Annotated in this window: 33 protein-coding genes and 1 tRNA gene; 7 read left to right on the top strand and 27 right to left on the bottom strand. The window is 65.2% G+C overall.

What is annotated here, in order from left to right; all coding sequences use genetic code 11:
- The first annotated feature begins 265 nt into the window (after positions 1-265).
- The gene (locus tag C0099_RS11225; protein WP_102247496.1) at positions 266-955 is read left to right on the top strand and encodes a fumarylacetoacetate hydrolase family protein; all 690 of its coding nucleotides are present in this window, start codon (positions 266-268) and stop codon (positions 953-955) included.
- A gap of 47 nt (positions 956-1,002) precedes the next feature.
- Positions 1,003-1,078: transfer RNA gene (locus C0099_RS11220), tRNA-Thr, on the top strand.
- A gap of 69 nt (positions 1,079-1,147) precedes the next feature.
- On the opposite strand, the gene C0099_RS11215 is transcribed toward C0099_RS11220, so the two are convergent.
- The 27 genes from C0099_RS11215 to C0099_RS11085 form a co-directional block, all read right to left on the bottom strand.
- The gene (locus C0099_RS11215) at positions 1,148-2,149 is read right to left on the bottom strand and encodes a tyrosine-type recombinase/integrase (protein WP_199797605.1); all 1,002 of its coding nucleotides are present in this window, start codon (positions 2,147-2,149) and stop codon (positions 1,148-1,150) included.
- Complete coding sequence (locus C0099_RS11210; RefSeq protein ID WP_102247494.1) at positions 2,133-2,339, bottom strand: DUF4224 domain-containing protein; 207 nt, start codon at positions 2,337-2,339, stop codon at positions 2,133-2,135. Before C0099_RS11210 ends, C0099_RS11215 begins: the two co-directional genes overlap by 17 nt.
- Complete coding sequence (locus tag C0099_RS11205; protein WP_199797604.1) at positions 2,339-2,692, bottom strand: hypothetical protein; 354 nt, start codon at positions 2,690-2,692, stop codon at positions 2,339-2,341. The genes C0099_RS11210 and C0099_RS11205 overlap by 1 nt, the downstream gene beginning before the upstream one ends.
- Positions 2,692-3,207, bottom strand: coding sequence for a hypothetical protein (locus tag C0099_RS16090; RefSeq protein WP_173768955.1), 516 nt, complete (start codon positions 3,205-3,207; stop codon positions 2,692-2,694). Before C0099_RS16090 ends, C0099_RS11205 begins: the two co-directional genes overlap by 1 nt.
- Entirely contained in the window at positions 3,204-3,500 is a 297-nt protein-coding gene (locus tag C0099_RS11195) for a hypothetical protein (protein ID WP_102247493.1), read from the bottom strand. Before C0099_RS11195 ends, C0099_RS16090 begins: the two co-directional genes overlap by 4 nt.
- Positions 3,497-3,700: a hypothetical protein gene (locus C0099_RS11190; protein WP_102247492.1), complete on the bottom strand. Its 204-nt coding sequence runs from the start codon at positions 3,698-3,700 to the stop codon at positions 3,497-3,499. Before C0099_RS11190 ends, C0099_RS11195 begins: the two co-directional genes overlap by 4 nt.
- Positions 3,697-5,412, bottom strand: a complete 1,716-nt coding sequence (locus C0099_RS11185) for a DNA cytosine methyltransferase (RefSeq protein ID WP_265734821.1) — start codon at positions 5,410-5,412, stop codon at positions 3,697-3,699. The genes C0099_RS11190 and C0099_RS11185 overlap by 4 nt, the downstream gene beginning before the upstream one ends.
- A gap of 52 nt (positions 5,413-5,464) precedes the next feature.
- Positions 5,465-5,809 (bottom strand): hypothetical protein, encoded by a 345-nt coding sequence (locus C0099_RS11180; RefSeq protein WP_102247490.1) that lies wholly within the window; start codon positions 5,807-5,809, stop codon positions 5,465-5,467.
- Positions 5,806-6,114 (bottom strand): hypothetical protein, encoded by a 309-nt coding sequence (locus tag C0099_RS11175; protein ID WP_102247489.1) that lies wholly within the window; start codon positions 6,112-6,114, stop codon positions 5,806-5,808. The genes C0099_RS11180 and C0099_RS11175 overlap by 4 nt, the downstream gene beginning before the upstream one ends.
- The gene (locus C0099_RS11170; RefSeq protein WP_102247488.1) at positions 6,092-6,349 is read right to left on the bottom strand and encodes a DUF3310 domain-containing protein; all 258 of its coding nucleotides are present in this window, start codon (positions 6,347-6,349) and stop codon (positions 6,092-6,094) included. Before C0099_RS11170 ends, C0099_RS11175 begins: the two co-directional genes overlap by 23 nt.
- Positions 6,346-6,567: a DUF7220 family protein gene (locus tag C0099_RS11165; RefSeq protein WP_102247487.1), complete on the bottom strand. Its 222-nt coding sequence runs from the start codon at positions 6,565-6,567 to the stop codon at positions 6,346-6,348. Before C0099_RS11165 ends, C0099_RS11170 begins: the two co-directional genes overlap by 4 nt.
- On the bottom strand, positions 6,567-7,646 hold the full coding sequence (locus tag C0099_RS11160) for a phage Gp37/Gp68 family protein (RefSeq protein WP_102247486.1): 1,080 nt from the start codon (positions 7,644-7,646) through the stop codon (positions 6,567-6,569). Before C0099_RS11160 ends, C0099_RS11165 begins: the two co-directional genes overlap by 1 nt.
- Complete coding sequence (locus C0099_RS11155; protein ID WP_102247485.1) at positions 7,639-7,938, bottom strand: hypothetical protein; 300 nt, start codon at positions 7,936-7,938, stop codon at positions 7,639-7,641. Before C0099_RS11155 ends, C0099_RS11160 begins: the two co-directional genes overlap by 8 nt.
- Positions 7,939-8,020: 82 nt before the next feature.
- The gene (locus tag C0099_RS11150; RefSeq protein ID WP_102247484.1) at positions 8,021-8,851 is read right to left on the bottom strand and encodes a DUF2303 family protein; all 831 of its coding nucleotides are present in this window, start codon (positions 8,849-8,851) and stop codon (positions 8,021-8,023) included.
- A 27-nt stretch (positions 8,852-8,878) separates the two neighbouring features.
- A complete protein-coding gene (locus C0099_RS11145; protein ID WP_102247483.1) occupies positions 8,879-9,223 on the bottom strand; it encodes a hypothetical protein in 345 nt (114 codons plus the stop codon).
- Positions 9,224-9,278: 55 nt separating this feature from the next.
- On the bottom strand, positions 9,279-9,506 hold the full coding sequence (locus C0099_RS11140; RefSeq protein WP_102248480.1) for an Acb2/Tad1 domain-containing protein: 228 nt from the start codon (positions 9,504-9,506) through the stop codon (positions 9,279-9,281).
- A 212-nt stretch (positions 9,507-9,718) separates the two neighbouring features.
- On the bottom strand, positions 9,719-9,940 hold the full coding sequence (locus tag C0099_RS11135) for a hypothetical protein (protein WP_102247482.1): 222 nt from the start codon (positions 9,938-9,940) through the stop codon (positions 9,719-9,721).
- A gap of 38 nt (positions 9,941-9,978) precedes the next feature.
- Entirely contained in the window at positions 9,979-10,326 is a 348-nt protein-coding gene (locus tag C0099_RS11130; RefSeq protein WP_102247481.1) for a hypothetical protein, read from the bottom strand.
- Positions 10,323-10,568 (bottom strand): hypothetical protein, encoded by a 246-nt coding sequence (locus C0099_RS11125; RefSeq protein ID WP_102247480.1) that lies wholly within the window; start codon positions 10,566-10,568, stop codon positions 10,323-10,325. Before C0099_RS11125 ends, C0099_RS11130 begins: the two co-directional genes overlap by 4 nt.
- Before the next feature lie 112 nt (positions 10,569-10,680).
- Positions 10,681-10,929: a hypothetical protein gene (locus C0099_RS11120; RefSeq protein WP_102247479.1), complete on the bottom strand. Its 249-nt coding sequence runs from the start codon at positions 10,927-10,929 to the stop codon at positions 10,681-10,683.
- On the bottom strand, positions 10,926-11,183 hold the full coding sequence (locus C0099_RS15995; protein ID WP_164084907.1) for an acyl carrier protein: 258 nt from the start codon (positions 11,181-11,183) through the stop codon (positions 10,926-10,928). Before C0099_RS15995 ends, C0099_RS11120 begins: the two co-directional genes overlap by 4 nt.
- Before the next feature lie 8 nt (positions 11,184-11,191).
- Positions 11,192-11,905 (bottom strand): KilA-N domain-containing protein, encoded by a 714-nt coding sequence (locus C0099_RS11110; protein WP_102247478.1) that lies wholly within the window; start codon positions 11,903-11,905, stop codon positions 11,192-11,194.
- A gap of 232 nt (positions 11,906-12,137) precedes the next feature.
- On the bottom strand, positions 12,138-12,749 hold the full coding sequence (locus tag C0099_RS11105; protein ID WP_123785250.1) for a hypothetical protein: 612 nt from the start codon (positions 12,747-12,749) through the stop codon (positions 12,138-12,140).
- A gap of 27 nt (positions 12,750-12,776) precedes the next feature.
- Entirely contained in the window at positions 12,777-13,259 is a 483-nt protein-coding gene (locus C0099_RS11100) for a DUF4124 domain-containing protein (RefSeq protein WP_123785249.1), read from the bottom strand.
- Positions 13,256-14,161, bottom strand: coding sequence for a hypothetical protein (locus C0099_RS11095; protein WP_123785248.1), 906 nt, complete (start codon positions 14,159-14,161; stop codon positions 13,256-13,258). The genes C0099_RS11100 and C0099_RS11095 overlap by 4 nt, the downstream gene beginning before the upstream one ends.
- A gap of 2 nt (positions 14,162-14,163) precedes the next feature.
- Positions 14,164-15,000, bottom strand: a complete 837-nt coding sequence (locus C0099_RS11090) for a hypothetical protein (RefSeq protein WP_123785247.1) — start codon at positions 14,998-15,000, stop codon at positions 14,164-14,166.
- Positions 14,993-15,460 (bottom strand): helix-turn-helix transcriptional regulator, encoded by a 468-nt coding sequence (locus C0099_RS11085; RefSeq protein WP_102247473.1) that lies wholly within the window; start codon positions 15,458-15,460, stop codon positions 14,993-14,995. The genes C0099_RS11090 and C0099_RS11085 overlap by 8 nt, the downstream gene beginning before the upstream one ends.
- Positions 15,461-15,537: 77 nt before the next feature.
- Here C0099_RS11085 and C0099_RS11080 point away from each other — a divergent pair, with 77 nt between their 5' ends.
- The 5 genes from C0099_RS11080 to C0099_RS11055 all read left to right on the top strand — a co-directional run bounded on the left by C0099_RS11080 (position 15,538) and on the right by C0099_RS11055 (position 19,850).
- Positions 15,538-15,771 (top strand): hypothetical protein, encoded by a 234-nt coding sequence (locus C0099_RS11080; protein ID WP_123785246.1) that lies wholly within the window; start codon positions 15,538-15,540, stop codon positions 15,769-15,771.
- A 137-nt stretch (positions 15,772-15,908) separates the two neighbouring features.
- On the top strand, positions 15,909-16,328 hold the full coding sequence (locus C0099_RS11075; protein ID WP_102247471.1) for a transcriptional regulator: 420 nt from the start codon (positions 15,909-15,911) through the stop codon (positions 16,326-16,328).
- Complete coding sequence (locus C0099_RS11070; RefSeq protein ID WP_102247470.1) at positions 16,325-16,588, top strand: hypothetical protein; 264 nt, start codon at positions 16,325-16,327, stop codon at positions 16,586-16,588. Before C0099_RS11075 ends, C0099_RS11070 begins: the two co-directional genes overlap by 4 nt.
- Before the next feature lie 376 nt (positions 16,589-16,964).
- The gene (locus tag C0099_RS11060; protein WP_102247468.1) at positions 16,965-19,370 is read left to right on the top strand and encodes a DUF5906 domain-containing protein; all 2,406 of its coding nucleotides are present in this window, start codon (positions 16,965-16,967) and stop codon (positions 19,368-19,370) included.
- A gap of 285 nt (positions 19,371-19,655) precedes the next feature.
- Positions 19,656-19,850, top strand: coding sequence for a hypothetical protein (locus C0099_RS11055; RefSeq protein ID WP_102247467.1), 195 nt, complete (start codon positions 19,656-19,658; stop codon positions 19,848-19,850).

Genomic DNA, 19,850 nt, shown 5'->3' with positions numbered 1-19,850 from the left:
ACAGCACAATTTCCGTGTAAGCATGCTGAAAGCTTTACCGATCCAGGGGTTGTTCTACAGGAATCCGCGCTTCGTTCTATGATGCGTTGCGACATTCCTCACGCAGGCCTTTCGCCCGGCATGTGTTGCCGCATCGAGGCGATCACAGGGGCGCACGGGCATGCCTGTCGGTCGATGCCGAATGATCCGCGGCCGGCCTCGTCCGGTCTTTGCGCGTTGCGTCATGCGAGGTCGCTAAGGGCATCGTCCCGGATGGAGTCTCGCCATGAGTGAGGACTACGTATTCCAGCCACCGCACCGGCCGAGCCTGCCGGTGCGCGGAACGCCGCAGCGCTTTCCGATTCACCGCGTTTACTGCATCGGACGCAACTACGCCGCGCATGCCGTCGAGATGGGCCACGACCCGGACCGGGAGCCGCCGTTCTTCTTCCAGAAAAGCGCCGACAACGTGCTCGTCGACGCCAACTTTCCCTATCCCGACTGCAGCGTCGACGTGCACTACGAATTCGAAATGATCGTCGCGCTCGGCAAGGGCGGTCGCGACGTGCCGGTCGAACGCGCGCTCGACCTGGTGTTCGGCTACGGCGTCGGTCTCGACATGACGCGTCGCGACCTGCAGGCCGAGGCCAAGAAGCTCGGCCGACCGTGGGACGTGGGCAAGGCCTTCGAACATTCCGCGCCGTGTTCGGAACTGGTGCCGGTCGCGCTGACCGGCCACCCGAGTCGGGGCGAGATCGTCTTCCGGGTCAATGGCGAGTTGCGACAGCGTGGCGACCTCGACCAGATGATCTGGAAGACCGCCGAGCAGATTTCGATCCTGTCGCGCTTTTTCGAACTGCAGCCGGGCGACCTGATCATGACCGGTACGCCCGCGGGCGTGGGACCGATCCAGCGCGGCGACATCATGGAAGGCGCAGTCGAGGGCGTGTGCGGGCTCAAGCTCAAGGTCGTCTGAAACGCAGTTGATGCCGGGCCCGCCCTCGGGTATATTTGCGACCCTTCGCTGCTGTAGCTCAGTCGGTAGAGCAACTGATTCGTAATCAGTAGGTCGCCAGTTCGATTCCGGCCAGCAGCACCAGTATCGGCGCGGCTTTCAGAGATGGGAGCCGCGCTTTTTTGTGGGCGCGTTACAAACTGCGTTACAAACTCACCGCACCGGCGCAACTTTGTTGCCGCGCCGGCGGCGGTATATCCCCGCCGTGGTGGCCTCGGTCGAGTGCCCGAGAAGCTCCTGCGCGCGGCGCACATCATCAACGTCCGTCGCCGCCTTAGACCTCAGATCCCGGAACTGCCATTTCTGGCCGCTTGTCTCGCGGGCGTCGTCGAATCGGGTGCGCAGCATCGTGTGCGTGAGCGGCTGACCCTTGTCGGTCTGCACCAGCCAGGGGCCGGTGGCGGTGCGCGGGCGCCTGAGGATGCGGTCGACCACGGTGGCGAGTTCGCCGGTGATTGCGATTCCGACGCGTGCGCCGGTCTTGCCCTGGCGTACCCACAGGTGGCCGTCGCGGATGTCGTCGCGGCGCATCTTGCGCACGTCGGCGGGGCGCTGGCCGGTCAGTCGTGCAAGATCCAGCGCGTCCTGCAGCTCGGGCGTAGCGGCGTCCCACAGGGCTTGATACTGCTCGTCGGTCACGTAGATATCGCGCCCGGCTTCGTGGTGCTTGCGCACGCCGGCGCAGGGGTTTGGCGCGTCGGTGATGCCGCGCTCGCGCGCCCAGTTGAACACGGCTGAGAGCAGCGCGATTTCCCGATTGCCGGCGATCTTGGCGGTGCGCCGGTCCAGGTATTCACGGATGTGCGCCGGTTTGATCTGCTCAAGCGTGGCCTTGCCGAATGCGGCGTCCAGCCGATCGAGGCCGGCGGCGTATTCGTGCTGCGTCTTGACGGCCTTGCCGGCGAGCCCTTCACGGCGGTAGCGGGCGGACACGGCCAGCCATCCGGAGCGCGGCGCGACGACTCCGCGCTGCTCCAGGTCGGCCCATTTGAGTTTCGCTTCGGCCAGATCGGCGCCGAGCGCAATCGCGCCACCCGTGCGCGTGCGGTAGTAGTACAGCACGCGCCCGCCTTTCAGCGTGCGCCTGGTCATGCGCGGCGGCAGGTCGCGGTTCGCGGAGGACTTCGGGCGGCCCATGTCAGGCAACTTTGCCAAGCTGGAATCCTCCATCATTGTCCTGCGTGGCCGTGCCGTCAATCGCCGAGCGCGGCACCACTGGCCGGCCGGTCGCAGCGATCCAGTGCCGGATTCCCTGCCGCGCAAGCCAGCGCGCCTGCGCCGACGGCATGACGTAGCCCGTCAGCTCGGCGACTTCTTCGCGGGTCAGGAATGCCGGGGCGTGCATCAGTCGTCACCAGCCGTTCGTGCGACAAAAAAACCGCGCAGGACCACGCCGCTCTCAAACACGACATAGGACGTGTCTCGGTCGCCGTGCCCGCAACAGGCATTCGTGACTCCGGGCAGCAGGCCGAGGCACTCATCCACATCGCCGTCTCCAGACCACTTCTCAGAGCCGCATACGATGCATGGCCGCATCGTCCCACCGTAGCCAGGGATTGGCTGCTTGTTGTCGCTGTAAATCCAGCGATCCCCGATCCATACGATGGGGTGGCCGCGGAAAGTCGACCTCCCGCGCGCTCGGGCCTCTTCTGCCATGGCCTTGTCGCCGCTGGTGGCGCGTTCGTAGGGCAGGGCCATCAGTCTTCGCCCTCCCGCTCGGCTGCGCGGTCGAGGCGCTCAATCTCGGCGAGGATCAGCGCGCCGGCTTTGACGAGGGTGCGTCGGGGCGTGGTTGGCTTCCACCACGCTTTGTCCCACGGCCACAGGTAAGGCGACAGATCCGGCCACCCCCCAAGTGCAGCATGAAATGCGTAGCACCCTGCCGCTGCCGCCATCTCCCCGGAGCTGTGCTCGTCGTCATGCTCAGGCGTCCAGCCCTCGGCCTCGATCTGGCGCTGCCGTTCGGCCAGCACGTCGCGAGCGGCTGCGGTTGGCTCCGCATCCCTGCGCAGCCTCACGGCCTCGTTGAGCATCGCCGCGATCTCGTTCGCGTACCGCCATGCCTCGCCCTCGACACGCCATCCGACGACCTCAAGCGCGTCGCTATCGTCAAAACTCCGAACGGTCGCGTCATAGATGCGCTTCGGCCATTCCGGGTCCGTGAAAAACCGCTGGCTGATCGGGTTGCCGTCGTTGTCGGTGTAATCGCTCATCCCTGTTCCTCCTGTGCGCGCTCGATCTGCGCTTCCAACTCAGCGATACGCTGCGCCATTTCTCGATAGCCGCTGAGCCGTTGAGCGGCCTCTGGAGAGGCGAGCCACGTAGCGGCCTTCTGTTGCCACTGCTTGATTTGATCTCGCAGCCCGGCAATCTCAGCATCCCCGCTGATTTCCTCCCACAGCGCGCCCAGCGCCGCGCACAGGACGGCGTCCTGGTCCTCGGTGAGCGAGCAGCCCTTGCTGGTCATGAGGTCGTTGATGTGCTTCATGAGGGCGGTGCGGTTCATTTCTGCCCCCTTCCCAGCACCGCCAATGCGCAGCCGACTGGAATTCCTACGTGCAGCATCATCACGACAAACGCTCTGGCCCCGTCTCCGGTGTCCTCGACCCACCATCGCAGATCGAATGCGGCCCACAGAAAAATGGACAACGACGGCAGTGCAATGCCAGCGATAAGCAGGGCGTCGATAACTTGTGTGCGGGTCACGCTGCAATCCTCCTGACAGCCAGTTCCGGCACATTGGCGGCGACGAGCGCAGCCGCAGGCGGCGTGCTGACGCTGTTGCCGACCATGCGGACCTGGGCGGATTTGGTGAAGGCACGGCCGTCGTGGCCGTGGGTGATGATGTAGTCGGCCGGGAAGCCCTGCGCTGCATAGAGTTCGTGCGGTTGGAGCATGCGCAGGCCGATGTCGACGATGACGTAGGGCGTGCCGCGGATGCTGACGGTGACGAGGGCGAGGCGGTCGCGGGTGGTGATGGTAGCCAGCGGGTCGCGCGGGTCCATTTCCTGCCCGTTGCCGTAGTAGGTGGTGAGGAAGGCGGCGACGCGCAGTGCGCCGGCTTCGGCCTCGGGCGAGAGGGTGCATTCGACGACGCCGAACCTCGACGCGCCGGCCAACACGGTGGGCATGGGGTCGCTAAGCTCTCCACCGACGACGTTCTGCGCCATGGCAGTTAGGTGCGCCGTGACAAGCCGCTGCTGGCTGCCGCTGCCGGTAACGGTGCTCATGGGGTCGCGCAGGTCGTGTCCGTCGCCGTCGTAGTAGCCGCCGTTGGCCTGCTCGAGCAAGGCGGTGACGAGAGCGTGCTTTTGTCCGCCGGCCACCAGCGTTCCGAGTGGCTGCTCGATGTCGAGCGATCGCGGCGCCTGGCCCTCGCGCTCGCCGTAGCCGGTTTGGATCAGGACTGGCGCAGTTCTGCCGCTGTTGCGCGGCACAGCTCCGCCAAGAACGGCGGCGTTGCCGTTTCGGCGCACTTTTCCCACTGCTCCGCCGCCCATAGTTTCTGCTCTTGCGGGGTCCGAAGCTTCGGACGGCGCCGCGTTCGCGGTTCGAGGGTGAGGTTGAGTTGCTCCATCGATTCCTCCGGTTTCAACGATGAACGGCTCCCTGCTCTCGATCACGTACCTCTGCACGCCGCGTGCGATGCGCCGCAGGGTGGCGTCTGCCAGCGGCTTGGGGCGGGTGAAGATCGACGGGCAGGGAATGGACCAGTCGATGCACTCGGCTGCAGCACGCCAGCGGCGTTGGCCGCGCGCGGGCTTTTTGTGGTGGGTGGCTGCGGGCCACTGGATGGGCTGGCCGTCGCGGCGGGCGACGAGGAACAGGCGCTCGCGCGTGGTGGGTGCGCCGTGGTCGGCAGCGCACAGGATGCGGTGCTCGACGCTGTACCCCAGCCCCTGCAGCGTTCGCAGGAATCGCCGCCAGGTGCGGCCGGCGTGGCGCGCGTCGGGCACCAGGTATTGATCCTGCACGGCCACGCGCTCGCCCGGCTCGGCGACGCTGCCGCAGCGTTTGATGACGCGGCCGGTGGCCTTGCAGCGCTTGGCGACCAGCGGCCCCCATTGCCGGATCTGTTTGACGTTTTCGAGCGTGATGACGCGCGGCGCGACCTGCCCGGCCCAGCGCACGCCGACCCACGACAGCGCGCGGATGCGGGTGTCGCGCGGTTGCCCGCCTGCGGCCTGGCTGTGGTGCGTGCAGTCCGGCGACAGGTGCAGCAGCCCTACGGGCCGGCCCTGCGTGGCCCCGCGCGGGCAGACCTCGAACACGTCGGCCACGAAGTGGCGCGTCTGCGGGTGGTTGGCGCGGTGCATGCTGAGCGCGTCGTCGTTGTGATTGATTGCGATGTCTGGCGAGCGTCCCAGCGCCTGCTCAACGGCCACGGAGTAGCCGCCACCACCGGCGAAAAGGTCCACGATGATTTCCGGGTCAAGTGCGGTGAGGCGTAGTTGTGGGGATCGCATACGCTCAGGCCTCCGGCCGGGTGTAGCTGTAGGCGCCGTCGGCGTCGGTGTAACGCTCGGCCACGCCGCGCTTGACCATGCGCATCAGTGCCGGCGCAATGGTGGTGGTGGGCAGGCGCAGGGCGAGGGCGATTTCGCCCGAGGAAAGCGGCACATCGTCAGCGTCCGGCAGAACGCGCCAGATCAGGGCCGGGCGGGTGCCTGGCTGGATGCTTTTCGGCATGGCGCGATCGGCCAGCGGCTTCGGCCCGCGCTTGATGGGCGGCTCGGTGCAGACCATGCGGCCGGGCACGGTGCGCGGCGGAAGCGGGCGGTGGCCGAGGATCAGGAGGGTGTCGATGGTGGTCATTCCGCTGTGCCTCCCAGTGCGGTGTCGATGCGCTCGAGCAGGGCGGTGATGTCTTCGGCGTGGGCGAAGTCGTCGGCGTCCATCTGATGCGTGATCGGGTGCGTGCTGCACTCGACATGCGTCTGGCGCTCGGCGGCGATGAAGGCGCGGGCTTCGATCAGGGAGGCGCGCATGGCGTCGTGCGCGTCACACAGCGGCATGATGTGTTTCAGCAGCGATGTCGGCCACACCGCGCCGGGCAGCTCGCGCTGGCGCCGCAGTTCGTTGGCGATGGCTGCGGCGTTAACCGGCTGCGAATCGGCCATGGTCCGCCTCCGTCGTGCTCTGTGCCGCCCTGGCGCTCTCCAGTTCGATCAGCATGTCGATGTAGTGACGCGCTTTCTCCAGATCGGCGATGCCGCCCTTGACGCGCCAGCGGGTGACGTACTTGATGACGTTGCCCTCGAAAAACCCGATGCCGTTGGCGTGGATGTATTCGACCGGCTGGATGGCCTTGGCCTTGTAGTGGCTGCCGCCGATCTGCTGCTTGAGTGCGCTCATGCGTGACCCCGGTGCAGGTGGTTGAAGACACGCCGCCACACATACCCGCGCGCGACACTCAGCGCGGTGAAGGCGGCGGTGATCTGTAGGTTCTCGGCCATCTGAACGGGCAAGCCCCACACGGGCACGACGACCCACGTCCAAAACGCCAGCGAAACGATGAAACCGCTGCCGACGTTGAGGCATTGCTCGATGAATGACTGGAGGCGCGTTTGCATCAGCGATTTCCCTCCGGGAATCCGTTGTGCGTCTCGCCGTCGAGCAGGCGACCGGCGGCGGACTTTCCGACGCGGCTCATCTGGAGCCACCAATGCTTGCCGTCTTTCACCACGTCGTCCTGCGCCCCCGTTCTTCCATCTTCGGTGACCCAGATGGTCGGCTTGTCGTCAACCGTGTAGTCGATCCACTCACCCCACTGCTTGAACAGGAACGGCACGCCAGCGGCCTTGCACTGATCGCGCAAACTCCTAAACCACTCGGGATGCGACGGCCGCGCCTGCGGGCCGGATTCGCCGCCTGCGATGATCCAGTCGATGCGGCGCTCAAGTGGGTCTTTGCCGGGGGTCATCCATGCCGACAGCGCGTTGTATGCGCGGCCGTCAGCAGCGGTCATGTTGAGCAGATCAACCGGCCCAAGCATCGGCTCGATGCTCAGAAACCGCACGGCAGCCGGCACGGCCAGCAGCTTCGGGATGTCGCGGTCGGCTTCCTGCTGGTTGCAGATCGTGGCTCCGATCCAGACGTTTGCGGGCGGGGTGCCGTTGCGCCAGTGATGGGCCATCAGGTCGCCTGCATGGCTGCCGGGGCGCGGCATGTCGGCAATCTCATGTAGCATCTTCGACAGGTTGCCGATGCGCTTCGTGAGCAGCAGCCAGTCGAGATTCGGCGTCGCCGCGATCAGATTGAACAGGTCGCGGCGCCACTCGACCGGCACCTTGTCGAGCCAATCGCCAAGGCTCGCGCAGAACACGCGGCGGCGAGCCGGCTTGAAACGCTCCGGCAGGTGGTTGCATCTCGGGCAGCAGCCGTTGCGCAGATCAGCCTCGCGCCACTCGCCGCGCCATCCGCATGCCGGGCATTCGACGAACTCTTGCGCATTCCACGCCAGCGGCTTCCTCCAGTTGCCCGGGCTGGTGCGCTTCCTCGGCACGCCCGGCCCCCAATGCGCGCCGCCGAAGATGCCGCGGCTGTCAAGCCGCTCGGCGTAGCAGTGGTCGCACGCCGGGCTGACTTTCGTGCAGCCGATCCACGGGTTGAACGTGCTGTCGCACCATTCGATTTTGCTGTGCTCAGCCATTGCACGCCTCCCGCGCGTCGACCAGCCCCGTATCCGGCGCCGCCGGCACACGTTCATGCGCGGCATCCGGCAGGTCGTCGAGCAGGTATTGCTCGGCGCACCACCAGTACACGCCGGCGATCAGGGGCTGTTCGCCTTCTTCGGACAGCCGCCGGCCATCCTTCCAGACGTGGATGCAACCGAGCAGCATCGGCCCCTGGTCTTCGTCGTCGCGCTCGGTCGGCGGCAGCGCGATGATGGCCGTGGTCAGGTCCTCGGCCGGCGTTTCGGTGTGGGGGTGCCAGATGGTCATGTTCGTCCTTGGTGTCGCTGCGCATTCCGGTTGCGCCGTTCGGCGGAACTGGGATACGCCCGCTTTCGCGGGCGCGGTGGTATCAGGCGCGGGTGTTGGTGTCGGGCGTGCCGTGGAAGATGGTCTGGCCGGTCTGGTCGGCGATCTCGTGCCAGACCTCCATGACGGCGTGCTCCAGCACCTTGTGTGCGCGCACGAGCTCGTGCCACATGACCAGGCCTTTGCCTTCGGCGATGCGGTAGCGCAGGCGGCAGGTGATGGCGTAGCGCGGGCCGCCCTCGAACACCGGAATGGCGATCTCGAATTCCTCGGGCACGTTGAACTGGCCCTTGGCGGTGGTGCCTTGCAGTTCCTCGTTGTAGGTGAACTGCACTTCGCCGTTGGACAGGCGCACGGCGCTGGCGAAGTCGACCTTCTTCTTCGCTTCCAGCGAGCGGCTGACCTCCAGCATGTGAGCGGCTTCGGGCTTGGTGATGTCGGGCAGGTTGTCTTCGATGAACTGCGCGAAGTCGGCCTGCGATTTGCCCTTGCCGCTGGCGTCGCGCCACGTCTTCCACTCCACGGAGAGCGGGCAGGCGTATTCGGCGGTGTGATCGCGCCAGCCAGGTTCGTCCTTACGGTGGTCGTCGATGACGGCGACGAAGCGCGGCGGCTCGACGGTGCCGTAGATGGTGCTGCCGAGCTGGTGCAGCTTGAAGTAGGCGATGAAGCTGCTGGCGTCGCGCAGTACGAAGTGGCCGCGCTTGCGCACGGGCTTCGGCAGCAGGTTTTCGAGGTCGTGCACGCGGTAGCCTTCGGGCAGCGTGACGAAGGGTGTGCCGCCGTTGGTGCGCTTGATCTCGAATGCGAGGGCGGCCATGCCGGCGATCGCGCTTACTGCGCCGCCGTCGAAGGTGGCTCCCAGGTTGTCCATGGGTTGCTCCGTGGGTGGGTTGATCGGTTACGCGCTGCGCACGTCGCGCACTTCGCCGTCCTCGCCGCCGGGCACGGTGCGCAGACCATCGAGCTGCTGCTGTCGCGGGTCGTCACGCATGAGGTTGCCCTCGGGCGTGGCGAAGAAAATGGACGTGCCGCGTACGGGCTTGGGCAGCTTCACGGTGAGGTCGTCCAGCACCTCGACCTGGCCGGCCGGGTTGGGCTTGAGCTTGATCTTGAGCACCAGTTCGCCGGTCTTGTTGGTCTTGGTGCACTCGGCCACCAGCGCGTTGAGCGCATCGGTGAGTTCGTCTTGTAGGGCGCCGTAGCGGATCTGGCGCAGCGTGTCGGGAAACGGTCGTGCGGGCATGGTGGTGTCTCCATCTGGTGCCTGCGTCTTCCCCGCAGGCGTGGGGGTGTTGATCTCAGAACGTCGTGGGCTGGGCTACGGCGCGAGTTAGCGCCATCAGCCCGGTTTGCAGGTCGGTCGCGCCGATGCTCACCCATCGCGGGTCAAGTCCTTCGGTGGCGCGGAGCTTCTGCACGAGTTCGTCAAGCTGAACGCCATGCGCCTTGATCTCGTTCATCAGTGCCGCCTCGGCTTCGTTCAATTGCCGGTAGCCGGTCACCTTCGGTTGAATCATCGTTTCCATTTCCATCTCCATCAGTTGCCTGCGTCAGCCCCGCAGGCGTGGGCGTGGTGTTGGGTGCCCGGGCGGCCGGAGCCGCCCGGGTGCTGCTGCTGCATGCGGTCTTTCCCGCCGTCTGCCGAGGCCCTGCCGCTACACGGCTTTACCGGCCGCGCTGCCCGCCCCCGAAGAGGCGTGAAGGTCGCTCGTCTCAACACATGCCCTGACTGCCGGGGTTACTCATCCGCCACTGGCCCGGCGATGGCGGTGCTTCTCGCGGAAGCTGCACGCTGCGGTGCTCGGGGTGCGTCGCACTCCGCCGCTTCGATGCCTGCGGCCATCACCAGATCGGTGATGTCCTGCGGCTCGGCATGCGGGTGCGTCTCGCACGTGATGTCGATGATTCGCTCCAGCCGCTGCACGAGGTCTGGCGACAGCCATACGGTGACGGGCGTCATGCCGTGCTCGGCGGCGGTGAGGGGCGATGGGATACGGCTCATGCCAGCCAGCCCATGCTGTGCGCCAGCACCACCGGCGTGCCCAGCGCCAGCGACACGCTGGCGACGATGCCGTCGCGGTGCTCGTGCACCTGCCGGCCGAGCCGGCGGGCCGGGTGGCCGATCCACCGCTCGCCCAGGTAGCGCAGTGCCGCGGCGAGCTTGGCGCGGTGGCTGCGCACCATTGGCTCGGGCCGGAAATCGTTCTCGGTGATGACGGCCTGCACGTGTCGCTCGATTTCGCGTGCGCCGAATTCGGGCGGGGTGTCGGGCTGCGGCTCGATCGGGACGATGCGGGCGACGTGCTTGACGGCGCGCAGGGCGCGATGGGTGGCGATGGTGTTCATGCGGCCTCCTGTTTTTTCAGTGCGTCGGCGTAGATGTCGCGGCAATAAACGCGGAACGCCTCGGCGTCGGCGTTGCTGATGACGCCGAGCAGCGCCAGGGCGTTGTAGCGGCCCTGTGCCCAGCCGCCGGATATGCCGGCCAGGGCCTCCTCGATGGCGGTCTCGCGCAGGATCTTCTCGGCGGCGCGGCAGTCCTCCAGCGTCGGGCGCTGGATCTGCGGGCGGTTCGGTGGGGTGGTCATGCCGCACCCCGCTGTGCGCCGAACTCGGGCGCGGTGTCGGCCGGCTGCTCGATCTGCACGATGCGCGCGGCGTGCTTGACGGCGCGCAGGGCGCGCTGGGTGGCGATGGTGTTCATGCGGCAGGCTCCTTTCTGGCTTGTGCTGCAATGGAATCGCAGTGATAGAAGAGAGCGTCACAGTCGGCTTTGCTGGCCACGTCCAGCAGCACGAGGACGCTGTAGCGCCACATCAGCGTGTCGAGCGCCCGCCTGTTCCCGCGCCTCGCCGCCTCGATAGCGTTGTAACGCAGGTGGCGCTCGACGATCGCGCAGTCCTCCAGTGTCGGGCGCTGGATCTGTGGGCGGTTCGGTGGGGTGCTCATTCCGCACCCCGCGCGCGCTCAACCAGGGCGATCAGGTCGCCCACGGTGTGGGCGTGCTCCAGCGTCTCGTCGGGGAGTTCGACGCCGCAGGCTTCTTCGACGGCGAGGACGGCCTCGAGCTGGTCCAGGCTGTCCATGCGCAGGTCGGCGACGAAGGTGTGTTTTGACTCGATCTGCTCGACCTTGAAGCCCGTCGGCGCAACGAGCGCGGCGCGGACCTGGTCGGCGATGGTGGTTTCGGTGGTGGTGGTCATTGTCGGCCTCACTGCACGTGCGCCACGGCAGCGGCGGCGCTGTGGCATTCGTAGGCGCAGCGCTGGTTGCCGCGCACATTCCCGCGCGTGATGCGCTTCCTGGCGACGATCTCGGCCAGCGCAGTGCGGGTGAGCTGCTCGAGGTCCATCGTGTCGCGCAAGTTGGTGTTGGCCGGCAGGCCGCGCTTGGCGCAGATTTCGGATTTCTTGCCTCCAAGGATCGGGCGGTAGATGGCGTTGGTGCAGTCGGCAAAGCCTTTGCCGTGCACGCCATGTGCGGCCAGCGTGCTGGTGAGCTGGTTGCGCGCGGCTTTGCCGGCGCTGCGCTTGGCCAGCCATTCCTGCTGCTCGGGCGTGGCGCGGTCGGCAATCTCGTCGGCCAAGGTGATGTCACCGGACTTGAAGCGGGCGTACACCTCGTTGACCTGCACGTGCAGGGCGGGCGAGAGGTACTTTGCATAAGCGAGAGCGACTTGCCAGTGGGCGAAGGTGCCGCCGCCTGCGCCGCGCCTCGCTTTGCAAATGTCCGATTTGCGGACATTCAGGTTTTCGGCAAGAAACTCGATGAACTGCTCACCAGCTTCTTTCTGCCAGCGGCGCGGGTCGCGCTTTCCGTCGGTCATGCTGGCTGCGCTGGCTGCGGTGTGGATGTCGTTGAGCGACACGCGGCCGTCGTCGTCGGTGCGGACGGTGGTGCCGAGAATGTGCAGGGTGGGGTGCATGAAGACCTCCTGATTAGCAACTTACCGCTAATGGTAAGCAGTAATCTGAGGAAGTCAAGCAGCTAACTGCTAACAAAGAAGAAAAACTTCAAACTTGCGAGAGCGCATCACGGGCAAAACCGATGATCGGCCCGGCCGCTGGATGAAGGTCGGTGGCAGTAGGACTGCAGAAGTGCAAAACCCGCCGTGCGGCGGGCTTCGTTGGATTGCGGTCGACCCCGCGCAGCCTGTCCTACCTGACCGGAAGGCGCCGCCCGTGGCCAACCAGGACAAGGCCGATGGCACCCGCGAACAGCGGTACCCAGCCCCATTGCAGCTGGATGGACTGCGCCATCGCCTCCGCGATGCCTGCAAAGGGGTTGCCCTCGAGGTTCGCCTGCATATCAGTTTTCGCCTGCTGCACCCGCATAAACAGTGCCACGAAGTCGAAAGTCACGATCCCCAGCGCCGCCCATCCAGGCCAGCGCACCAGGCGCACCTTGTCAGAGTACGCAAACCATACTGCCAGGCCTGCGAGGGCCAGCAACACGTAGCCATCGGAGAAGCGCAATTGCGTCGCCGTGATCGAGCCGACGAGCGGCACAGACATCAACGGCGCGAAACAGCCGACCGCTAACACCAGCGCGGAAATGACCACGTCACGCACGCCCTGCGGTTCGCCCGTCGCCGCTGCATTCTTGCGGAGACGCGTTGCTCGAACACTCCGGGGTGGCGCTTCAGCCTCGTCGCCCTGGCTCGCCTCGCCCGCTGACCACAGATACGGTACGTTGCAACGCGGACAAACGGCCAGCGATCCCGCGTCCGATTCCTGCCGCACATAGCCGCAACCGCTGCATTTGGTCATGTCATGAGCCCCGTAGTGGCCTGGCAGTCAGTCGAAAACGCGACCGCATTCCATGAAGTCGCGCTCCTTGTAGTGTTCGAGCTTGGCGAGTTCGCGGTTGACGTTGTCCGGGTGGCGGAACTCGCGTGACCAACGTTCCGCCGATGCGCGCTCCCGGGCGATTTGGTCGCAGCGGGATTCTTTGCGGGGCTTGTTCGCTTCGGTGATTGCGCGGCGTTGCTCTTCTTCCCTGCGTGCCTGTGCGGCGACGCGATCGCGCTCGAGGTCGGCAGCGAGCCGTTCGGCGGCTGCCGCGCCGGCAGCCGGGTCATAGTCGCCGCTGGCTGGACGGACCTGCATGGGGGTGTCGTCCTTGGCGCAGGGACGGTCGGTGAACACACGCTTGCCGTCGACTTCGCATTGGTAGACCTGGGCGTGCGCTGTTCCAAGCAGCGCAATCAGGAGCGTGGCGAATTTGGCTGGAAGTCGCATCGCGTTCCTTTTCAGGCGATTGTAGAAGAGCGCACTCAATGTGCGAGGGTAAGTGCGGCTTCTGCCAGGCGTGATGGGTCATGCGAGACTTCAACGACCATGCCTTTCTTGCGCAAGAACGGCCAGGTGATGTTGTCGATGTCGTTGTCAATCTTGAGCATCGTCTCGTCGTCATAGCCGGGCGTGCCCTCGGCCGGACGGTAGATGAACAGCCCGCCGACGGTGTTCGGGTGGTCGCCGAGAATCGTGTTGGCGCCCCACATGGCGATGGTGCCGCTGTTGAGGTTGTGGCCCCGATAGGCCGGGTCCCTGAAGTGGCTTGAGACAAAGGTGCCGTAGCGCACGCCGTTACGGGCGAAATCTTTGTCGGCAAAAATCGGGAGGTCGATGCGGTGAGGTTTTCCTGCGGCGTCACGAAGAGTGACCGGGTCTTCCTGAAACAGGCGCCGGAACGAATTCGGGTGGCGCTTGCGAGCCTCGTCAAAGACGGTTTTCCTGAGCGACTGGTTGTCGACCGTCTTGGCTTGCGGTGCGCTGTCTTCGTCGGCGCAGGGGTTGCGCCCCAGCGTTACCTGGCTTTCGTACAGGGCATCCACAATCTCTTGAGCCGAACTCCCGGAAGCGAAGTGCTTGTCGCCAATGATTACGTGGTGCGAGGGGGTGGTTGCGCGCTTCGATTGCTGGAAATGTTCGCGCACCGCGGTCAGCAGGAAGCTGAAGTTTTCCACCCCCGCCGGGCCATACAGGCATTTGAACGCTCGGGCAGAGTCTAGGATCCGCACGTGCAACCGTCGGCGATTGTCGATGAACCCGACGCCGATGTTGAGTAGTTCGCCGGTTGCAAGGTCGGGCGTGAGGCGGATGGGAAACCACTTGCCGCTGACTGTCTGGGCTTCTGCTTGCGGTGCGTCGGCGAATAGTTCAGCGAGATCAAGGGGCATGTCTAGGTCAGCCGGTGGTAACGCTTTGCGAGCAGCGCGGTGAGGTCGTATGCGCGGCGTTGAAGAAAGTCTCGGAAGGTCCGATGGTCGGCCTCTGGCAGAAGGTGCTGCCACCAATAGTCTAGTTCAGGTAATACGCTGGATAAAGCGGATGGATGTTCCAGGGCTCTGCAGCGCATCAGGCTCAAATCGTGCTCGGTGGGGTTGTGCTGCCACACGTGTTCTGACAGGCGGTTTCGATAAAGGTGCGCCGGGTCCAGCGTGCGGTTGTTCCAGTGCGGTCGCTCCAGGGTGTGGGCAAGTCGGCCGCCGTCGATCAAGGCGTACTTCTTGCGGCCCAGCCGGATCAGGTTGTTCAGGTGACGGTCGGAGTTGGCAATGTTCTCGTCGAGGGCAATTGCGTGGGGGAGGTCGTCCCACGCAGCGACGTCTTCACGTACGGTGGAAAGCTCCTCTTGCGGCACGAGTACGGCTGCGCTGCTGCCGTCTAGCCGCAGCGTGCAGAAAGCCGGCATTTCGGGGTGATGCAAGGCTGCTTGCCGAAGCCATGGGGGCATCCGCCTGAGATGTGTCAGCGGGATGTTGGCCAGAAATGCGGACTTGGGCTGCGGCAGGTTCAGTGCATGGGCGCATAGGTAGGCGGTGATTTCATTGACCAGCCCGCGATTGACGCCGTGCTCGGCCGGGTACAGCTTCACGAAGGCCTCGCACTGGCCGTGCTTGGGGTGGGTGAAAGCGGCGATGTGCACGCATTCCTTGTGGCCGTCTTCTGAACCTACCCAGTTGATGAAACGAAGGTATGAGCTGGATCGAAGTTTTCCGATGACGCGTTCAGTCACGGTCGTCGATGGCGCCGCGCAGGGCTGCGTAATCGCTTGGGCTGGTGGATGGTGCAACGAGATCGATCACCGCCTCAATGGCGTGGTAAAGCTGCGGCGACGATGAGCCAGCGGCCTCAAGCGCGTGGATGCGCTCGATCAACTGCTCGGCTTCCGGGCTGGTGAATGGTGATGGGTGGGCCGCCGCGTACGATGCTTTTGTGTCCTCCACGCCCTGCGCGGACTTCCCGAGATTCTCTTGAAAGAGGTCGGCAACCGAATAGCCGAATGCGCGCGCAAAAGCTTCGAGTTGCTCGACGCGCGGGTTGAACTTCGGGTCTGCGTCGTGCGCCTTGCGAATCCAGTTGCTGATTGTCGTCTGGCCAACTCCGGATTTCTTCCCGGCAGCGTTCGCGCTGTGCTGCGATTTGTGCAGCACGAGCGCAATGTTGTCGGCAAGTATCTGGGATGCGGCTTTCATGATCGCAGATTATTGCTAATGGCTTTAGCGGTTTGGTGCTTGCGCGCATAGCAACTGTCTGCTAAGTTGCGATCATCATGAAACCGATGCTCGCCCAAGTTCTCGATGACCTGTCTTCCCGCAAGGGGGGATGGATGCAGATTGCCCGCGATCTGGAGCCCGACAACGTCGTGAGCTACTACTCGTGGCTGACCAAGCTCGCCCAGGGCGTCATCCGCGAACCGAGCGTCAACAAGGTGCAGCGGCTTTATGACTACTTCCGCGCGCAAGAGGCGGTCTCCGCGCCGGCGGGCCAGCAAGAGGCCGCTTGAAATGCTGGTAGCGCGTTCGATTCTCTCCACGGTTGTCTCCTCCCGTCCCGCTGGGGTGGGTTGCCCGATCCGCCGGCCGGTGCCGGCGGGTCTTTTTTTTTGTACCCCGATCGGTTCATCAACGTGGATCAAAAATCATGAGCGCGTTTGACGTACAGGCCGAACTGGCCCTGCGCCGCAAGCCCGCGCGCACGCAAGTGCCGTCGGAAATGGTGCGCACACGCCGCAGCGCAGGCGCCGCCTTCACGCTGGCGTGCGATGCATCCGGCCTTGAGGACAAGGAGATTTACAGCGCCCTTGATCTGGACCCGGGCACGTTCTCGCGCATCAAGAGTGGCAAGAACACGCTGGCCGCAGACATGATCCGCCCGTTCTGCGAGGTCGTCGGCAACACGGTTTATCCCGAGTGGATCGCCTACACCGTGGGATGCGGGCTGGTCGTTCTGCAGACCGAATCCGAGCGCCGCGCGCTGGAAGCCGAGGCGCGCGCCGCCGAGGCCGAGAAGAAGCTTGCCTGGGCGCTGGAGTTGATGGGGCGCGGGAGGGAGAGCCCATGAAGGTGACGGCCAACGGAATCCGTATTCCGCACCGGCTCGGTTGGTCGGTGTCGCCCAGTGGCGTTCTTCGCCTGACCTGGCTTGGCGTTGCGCTGGTGTGGGTGTCTCGCGCGGTGCCGTGGTGCCGCTATGCCCTGGACCGCTGGCGCGGCTGCGCGGCTGATTCGGTGGACGACAGCGTGCTGATCGAGATCGAGGGCACGTATCACCCCGGTGACACGCCTGATATGCCCGCCGTGTTTCGCTGGAGGCGCCCATGACGGACGTCAGCGACCGCGCCACCGAGCGAGAGGAACTCGACCGCGAGCTGGCCCTGCGCGCCGCCCGCGCTGCGCGTGATGTCCCGCCCTTGCCCTGCGGTACGTGCCACAACTGTGGCGAGCGATTGCCGCCTGGCCTGCCGTTCTGTGACGCCGACTGCCGAGACGATTGGCAGTTGCGACGGAGGCAGTCCGGATGTTGAACCCCGTTCCCCTTGAGATGGATGAGGCGGTTGTCTCGCGCGCGATTGCAGATTGCAGATCAATGCGCGCGCGTCGCGAACATTCCAGTCGCGGGTCCTCCCTGGGGGGGGCGCTTGAGGGTAATTCGGACCCCATTTTCTGTGTAGTCAGTCGGGCTGGGAGTTACTGAAGCGTGGCGAACAACTACGATGACGTGATCGCCCAGCTCGAGGCCGAAGGCCTGATGGTCGACCACCTGGTGGTGGGGCGGCTGGTGCGCTGCAAGGTTGAGGGGGATCGGGAGAAGCGCGGCTGGTACGCCGTGCACGAACTCACCCTTGATGGCGGCGATGTCGTGCTGGTTGGATCGTTCGGAGTGTGGCGAGGCGATGACAACGGCGCGCGCAAGATCGAGATCAAGGGCACGCCGCTGTCCGCTGAGCAACGCGCGGCGATGCGCAAGCGCCTGGCCGAGGATCGGCGCAAGGCCGAAGCGTCGCGCCGCCGACAAGCGGAACGCGCGGCCGAGGCTGCAACGCGCGCCTGGCGAAAGTGCAGTGAGGACGGTGACAGCGACTACCTGACGCGAAAGGGCGTGCAGGCGCATGGCGTGCGCTTCTCGCCGGGCGGCGCAGTGGTCGTCCCGATGTTGGACATCTCCGGCCGGATCCACGGGCTGCAGTTCATCCTCTCGCGCAAGCGCCACGGCGACCGCATTAACCGCACCGGGCGCGACAAGGAGTTCTGGCCCCCCGGGCTGGCCAAGCGCGGGCACTTTCACCTGATCGGATCACCGACCTGGGTGTGCCTGCTGACCGAGGGATACGCCACCGGCGCGACGTTGCATGAGGCTACCGGCCTGCCCGTAGCCGTGGCATTCGACGCTGGCAACCTGCAGCCCGTCGCCGAGGCCTTGCACAAGCGATACCCAGGGTGCCGGATCGTCATCTGTGCAGACGACGACGCCTTCGGCCGATGCAAGCATTGCGACGCACCCGTGCGCACGGGCAAGCCAGAAGATCCATGCCCGGCCTGCGGTGAGCCACACGGGCGCGAAAACGCGGGCCGATCGCGCGCAAGCTCCGCCGCGCTGGCCGTCGGCGGGCACTGGATTGCCCCAAGGTTCGACGACGACGAGGCGCGCTGGGCCAAGTTCACCAGCCAGGGGCACAAGCTCACCGACTTCAACGACCTCCACGCTCTCGAAGGCCTCCACACGGTACGCACGCAGGTAGAGGCGTCGCTTGACGCGTTCGGTGTGCAACCCCCGAAAACAGCGCCGCGACCCTCCACCACCGGGGGGGCGGGGAAGGTGATTGTCCCGTTCGCCACCACCGATGAATTGCTCGAACGATTCGCGCTCATCTACGGCGGCGCTCAAACGGTATTCGACCACCGCGAGCACATGCTGCTCAGCCTCTCCGACATGCGCGACGCGTGCATAACGCGCGAGACACATCGCCGCTGGATGGAATCGCCCGAGAAGCAAATCGTGCGGCTCAACGAAGTCGGCTTCGACCCTGCCGAAACCGACCACACCATCCAGTGCAACCTCTGGGGCGGGTGGCCCACCGAGCCGCGCAAGGGCACGTGCGAGACGCTGCTCGACCTGCTGCGGTTCCTGTGCAGCTACGAAGAAAACCCACGCGAGCTTTTCGACTGGGTGCTCAAGTGGCTCGCCTACCCGCTCCAGAATCCCGGCGCGAAGATGAAAACCAGCCTCGTCTTCCACGGCCCCCAGGGGGCTGGCAAAAACATGTTCTTCGAGGCCTACATGTCCATCTTCGACGAATACGGTCGGGTCATCGACCAGTCCGCCGTCGAAGACAAGTTCAATGACTGGGCCAGTCGCAAGCTCTTCCTCATTGCCGACGAAGTCGTCACCCGGCAAGAGCTCTACCACATCAAGGGCAAGGTCAAAGCCCTCATCACCGGCGACTGGATCCGCATCAACCCCAAGAACGTCACCGCTCACGACGAGCGCAACCACGTCAACATCGTCTTCCTGTCCAACGAAGTGCAGCCCCTCATGCTCGAGGAAGGCGACCGGCGCTTCGTCGTCATCTGGACGCCGCCCAAGCTCTCGCCGCACTTCTACGTCGACGTCCAGCGCGAGATCGCCGCCGGCGGTGTCGCCGCGCTGCATCACTTCCTGCTCAATCTCGACCTGGGCGACTTCGCCAACCACACCAACCCGCCCATGACCCGCAGCAAGGCCGACCTCATCGACCTCGGCCTCGACAGCACCGAGCGGTTCTGGAAGCACTACACCGCCGGGCAGATCGACGGCATCGAACCGCTGCCGGCCAAGTCAGAAGACATCTTCGACCTCTATCGCACCTGGTGCCAGCGCAACGGCATCGGCAAGCCAGCGCCCGCGCACATCCTGCTCGCGCGCCTCGGCAAGCGCCCAGACGCCCGCAAATCCGTCTGCCGCTACATGAAAGGCACCGTCGTCAAGCAGGCCACGTTCGTATTCCCGCCCGACAAGCTCGAACCGCCCGAAGGCGAATCCCTCACCGCCTGGGTCACCGAACAATCCGACGCCTTCCGCAATGCCGTCGCCGACTACAAGGGGCAAAACTATGCGCAGATGTGAAGGGTGTGAAGGGCAATGTGAAGGGTGGTGTGAAGGGTGGTGTGAAGGGCAAAACCCGCGCCGTGACTGGCATGTGAAGGGTGTGAAGGGCAAACGCGCGCGTGTACACGCGAGAAGCACACTCACCACAACCCATGACATCAGCGCTCTCGCGTACACGGAAAACACCCTTCACACCCTTCACACCCTTCACATCCCAGTAAATACAAGGTGTTTGAGCGTGAAGGGTCAATTTCGCGGCCCTTCACACCCTTCACACGGCCAGAAAATCAGCGAGGTTGCCCGATGAAGCCCATCACCTGCACCCCGGAAAACGTCGCCCAATTCAACGCCGCCCTGCGCCAACAGCCCGACCTGTTCGAGTTCGCCAAGGCCTTGCACAAGGCCGGCCTCATCGACGGCCTCGCCGGCGCACGTATCACCCCGCTGGCGCCGCAACCCGAACCCTGCGCCACCCAGAACACCCAGGAGGCCCGCTGA

This window comes from Pseudazoarcus pumilus, from assembly GCF_002872475.1.
Taxonomy (GTDB): domain Bacteria; phylum Pseudomonadota; class Gammaproteobacteria; order Burkholderiales; family Rhodocyclaceae; genus Pseudazoarcus; species Pseudazoarcus pumilus.
Note: the sequence above shows the minus strand (reverse complement) of the source record. Positions and strands in the feature narration are given on the sequence as shown.

What these genes read in the sequence shown, in the direction of transcription:
- C0099_RS11080 (WP_123785246.1), top strand. Translation starts at nt 15,538, where the DNA reads ATGAAACCGATGCTCGCCCAAGTTCTCGATGACCTGTCTTCCCGCAAG.
- C0099_RS11130 (WP_102247481.1), bottom strand. Translation starts at nt 10,326, where the DNA reads ATGAACACCATCGCCACCCATCGCGCCCTGCGCGCCGTCAAGCACGTC.
- C0099_RS11175 (WP_102247489.1), bottom strand. Translation starts at nt 6,114, where the DNA reads ATGGCCGATTCGCAGCCGGTTAACGCCGCAGCCATCGCCAACGAACTG.
- C0099_RS11085 (WP_102247473.1), bottom strand. Translation starts at nt 15,460, where the DNA reads ATGAAAGCCGCATCCCAGATACTTGCCGACAACATTGCGCTCGTGCTG.
- C0099_RS11165 (WP_102247487.1), bottom strand. Translation starts at nt 6,567, where the DNA reads ATGCAAACGCGCCTCCAGTCATTCATCGAGCAATGCCTCAACGTCGGC.
- C0099_RS11070 (WP_102247470.1), top strand. Translation starts at nt 16,325, where the DNA reads ATGAAGGTGACGGCCAACGGAATCCGTATTCCGCACCGGCTCGGTTGG.
- C0099_RS11120 (WP_102247479.1), bottom strand. Translation starts at nt 10,929, where the DNA reads ATGAGCACCCCACCGAACCGCCCACAGATCCAGCGCCCGACACTGGAG.
- C0099_RS11145 (WP_102247483.1), bottom strand. Translation starts at nt 9,223, where the DNA reads ATGCCCGCACGACCGTTTCCCGACACGCTGCGCCAGATCCGCTACGGC.
- C0099_RS11155 (WP_102247485.1), bottom strand. Translation starts at nt 7,938, where the DNA reads ATGACCATCTGGCACCCCCACACCGAAACGCCGGCCGAGGACCTGACC.
- C0099_RS11210 (WP_102247494.1), bottom strand. Translation starts at nt 2,339, where the DNA reads ATGCACGCCCCGGCATTCCTGACCCGCGAAGAAGTCGCCGAGCTGACG.
- C0099_RS11135 (WP_102247482.1), bottom strand. Translation starts at nt 9,940, where the DNA reads ATGACGCCCGTCACCGTATGGCTGTCGCCAGACCTCGTGCAGCGGCTG.
- C0099_RS11195 (WP_102247493.1), bottom strand. Translation starts at nt 3,500, where the DNA reads ATGAACCGCACCGCCCTCATGAAGCACATCAACGACCTCATGACCAGC.
- C0099_RS11110 (WP_102247478.1), bottom strand. Translation starts at nt 11,905, where the DNA reads ATGCACCCCACCCTGCACATTCTCGGCACCACCGTCCGCACCGACGAC.
- C0099_RS11160 (WP_102247486.1), bottom strand. Translation starts at nt 7,646, where the DNA reads ATGGCTGAGCACAGCAAAATCGAATGGTGCGACAGCACGTTCAACCCG.
- C0099_RS11150 (WP_102247484.1), bottom strand. Translation starts at nt 8,851, where the DNA reads ATGGACAACCTGGGAGCCACCTTCGACGGCGGCGCAGTAAGCGCGATC.
- C0099_RS11125 (WP_102247480.1), bottom strand. Translation starts at nt 10,568, where the DNA reads ATGACCACCCCACCGAACCGCCCGCAGATCCAGCGCCCGACGCTGGAG.
- C0099_RS16090 (WP_173768955.1), bottom strand. Translation starts at nt 3,207, where the DNA reads ATGAGCGATTACACCGACAACGACGGCAACCCGATCAGCCAGCGGTTT.
- C0099_RS11205 (WP_199797604.1), bottom strand. Translation starts at nt 2,692, where the DNA reads ATGGCCCTGCCCTACGAACGCGCCACCAGCGGCGACAAGGCCATGGCA.
- C0099_RS11075 (WP_102247471.1), top strand. Translation starts at nt 15,909, where the DNA reads ATGAGCGCGTTTGACGTACAGGCCGAACTGGCCCTGCGCCGCAAGCCC.
- C0099_RS11055 (WP_102247467.1), top strand. Translation starts at nt 19,656, where the DNA reads ATGAAGCCCATCACCTGCACCCCGGAAAACGTCGCCCAATTCAACGCC.
- C0099_RS11225 (WP_102247496.1), top strand. Translation starts at nt 266, where the DNA reads ATGAGTGAGGACTACGTATTCCAGCCACCGCACCGGCCGAGCCTGCCG.
- C0099_RS11140 (WP_102248480.1), bottom strand. Translation starts at nt 9,506, where the DNA reads ATGGAAACGATGATTCAACCGAAGGTGACCGGCTACCGGCAATTGAAC.
- C0099_RS11105 (WP_123785250.1), bottom strand. Translation starts at nt 12,749, where the DNA reads ATGACCAAATGCAGCGGTTGCGGCTATGTGCGGCAGGAATCGGACGCG.
- C0099_RS11095 (WP_123785248.1), bottom strand. Translation starts at nt 14,161, where the DNA reads ATGCCCCTTGATCTCGCTGAACTATTCGCCGACGCACCGCAAGCAGAA.
- C0099_RS11170 (WP_102247488.1), bottom strand. Translation starts at nt 6,349, where the DNA reads ATGAGCGCACTCAAGCAGCAGATCGGCGGCAGCCACTACAAGGCCAAG.
- C0099_RS15995 (WP_164084907.1), bottom strand. Translation starts at nt 11,183, where the DNA reads ATGACCACCACCACCGAAACCACCATCGCCGACCAGGTCCGCGCCGCG.
- C0099_RS11180 (WP_102247490.1), bottom strand. Translation starts at nt 5,809, where the DNA reads ATGACCACCATCGACACCCTCCTGATCCTCGGCCACCGCCCGCTTCCG.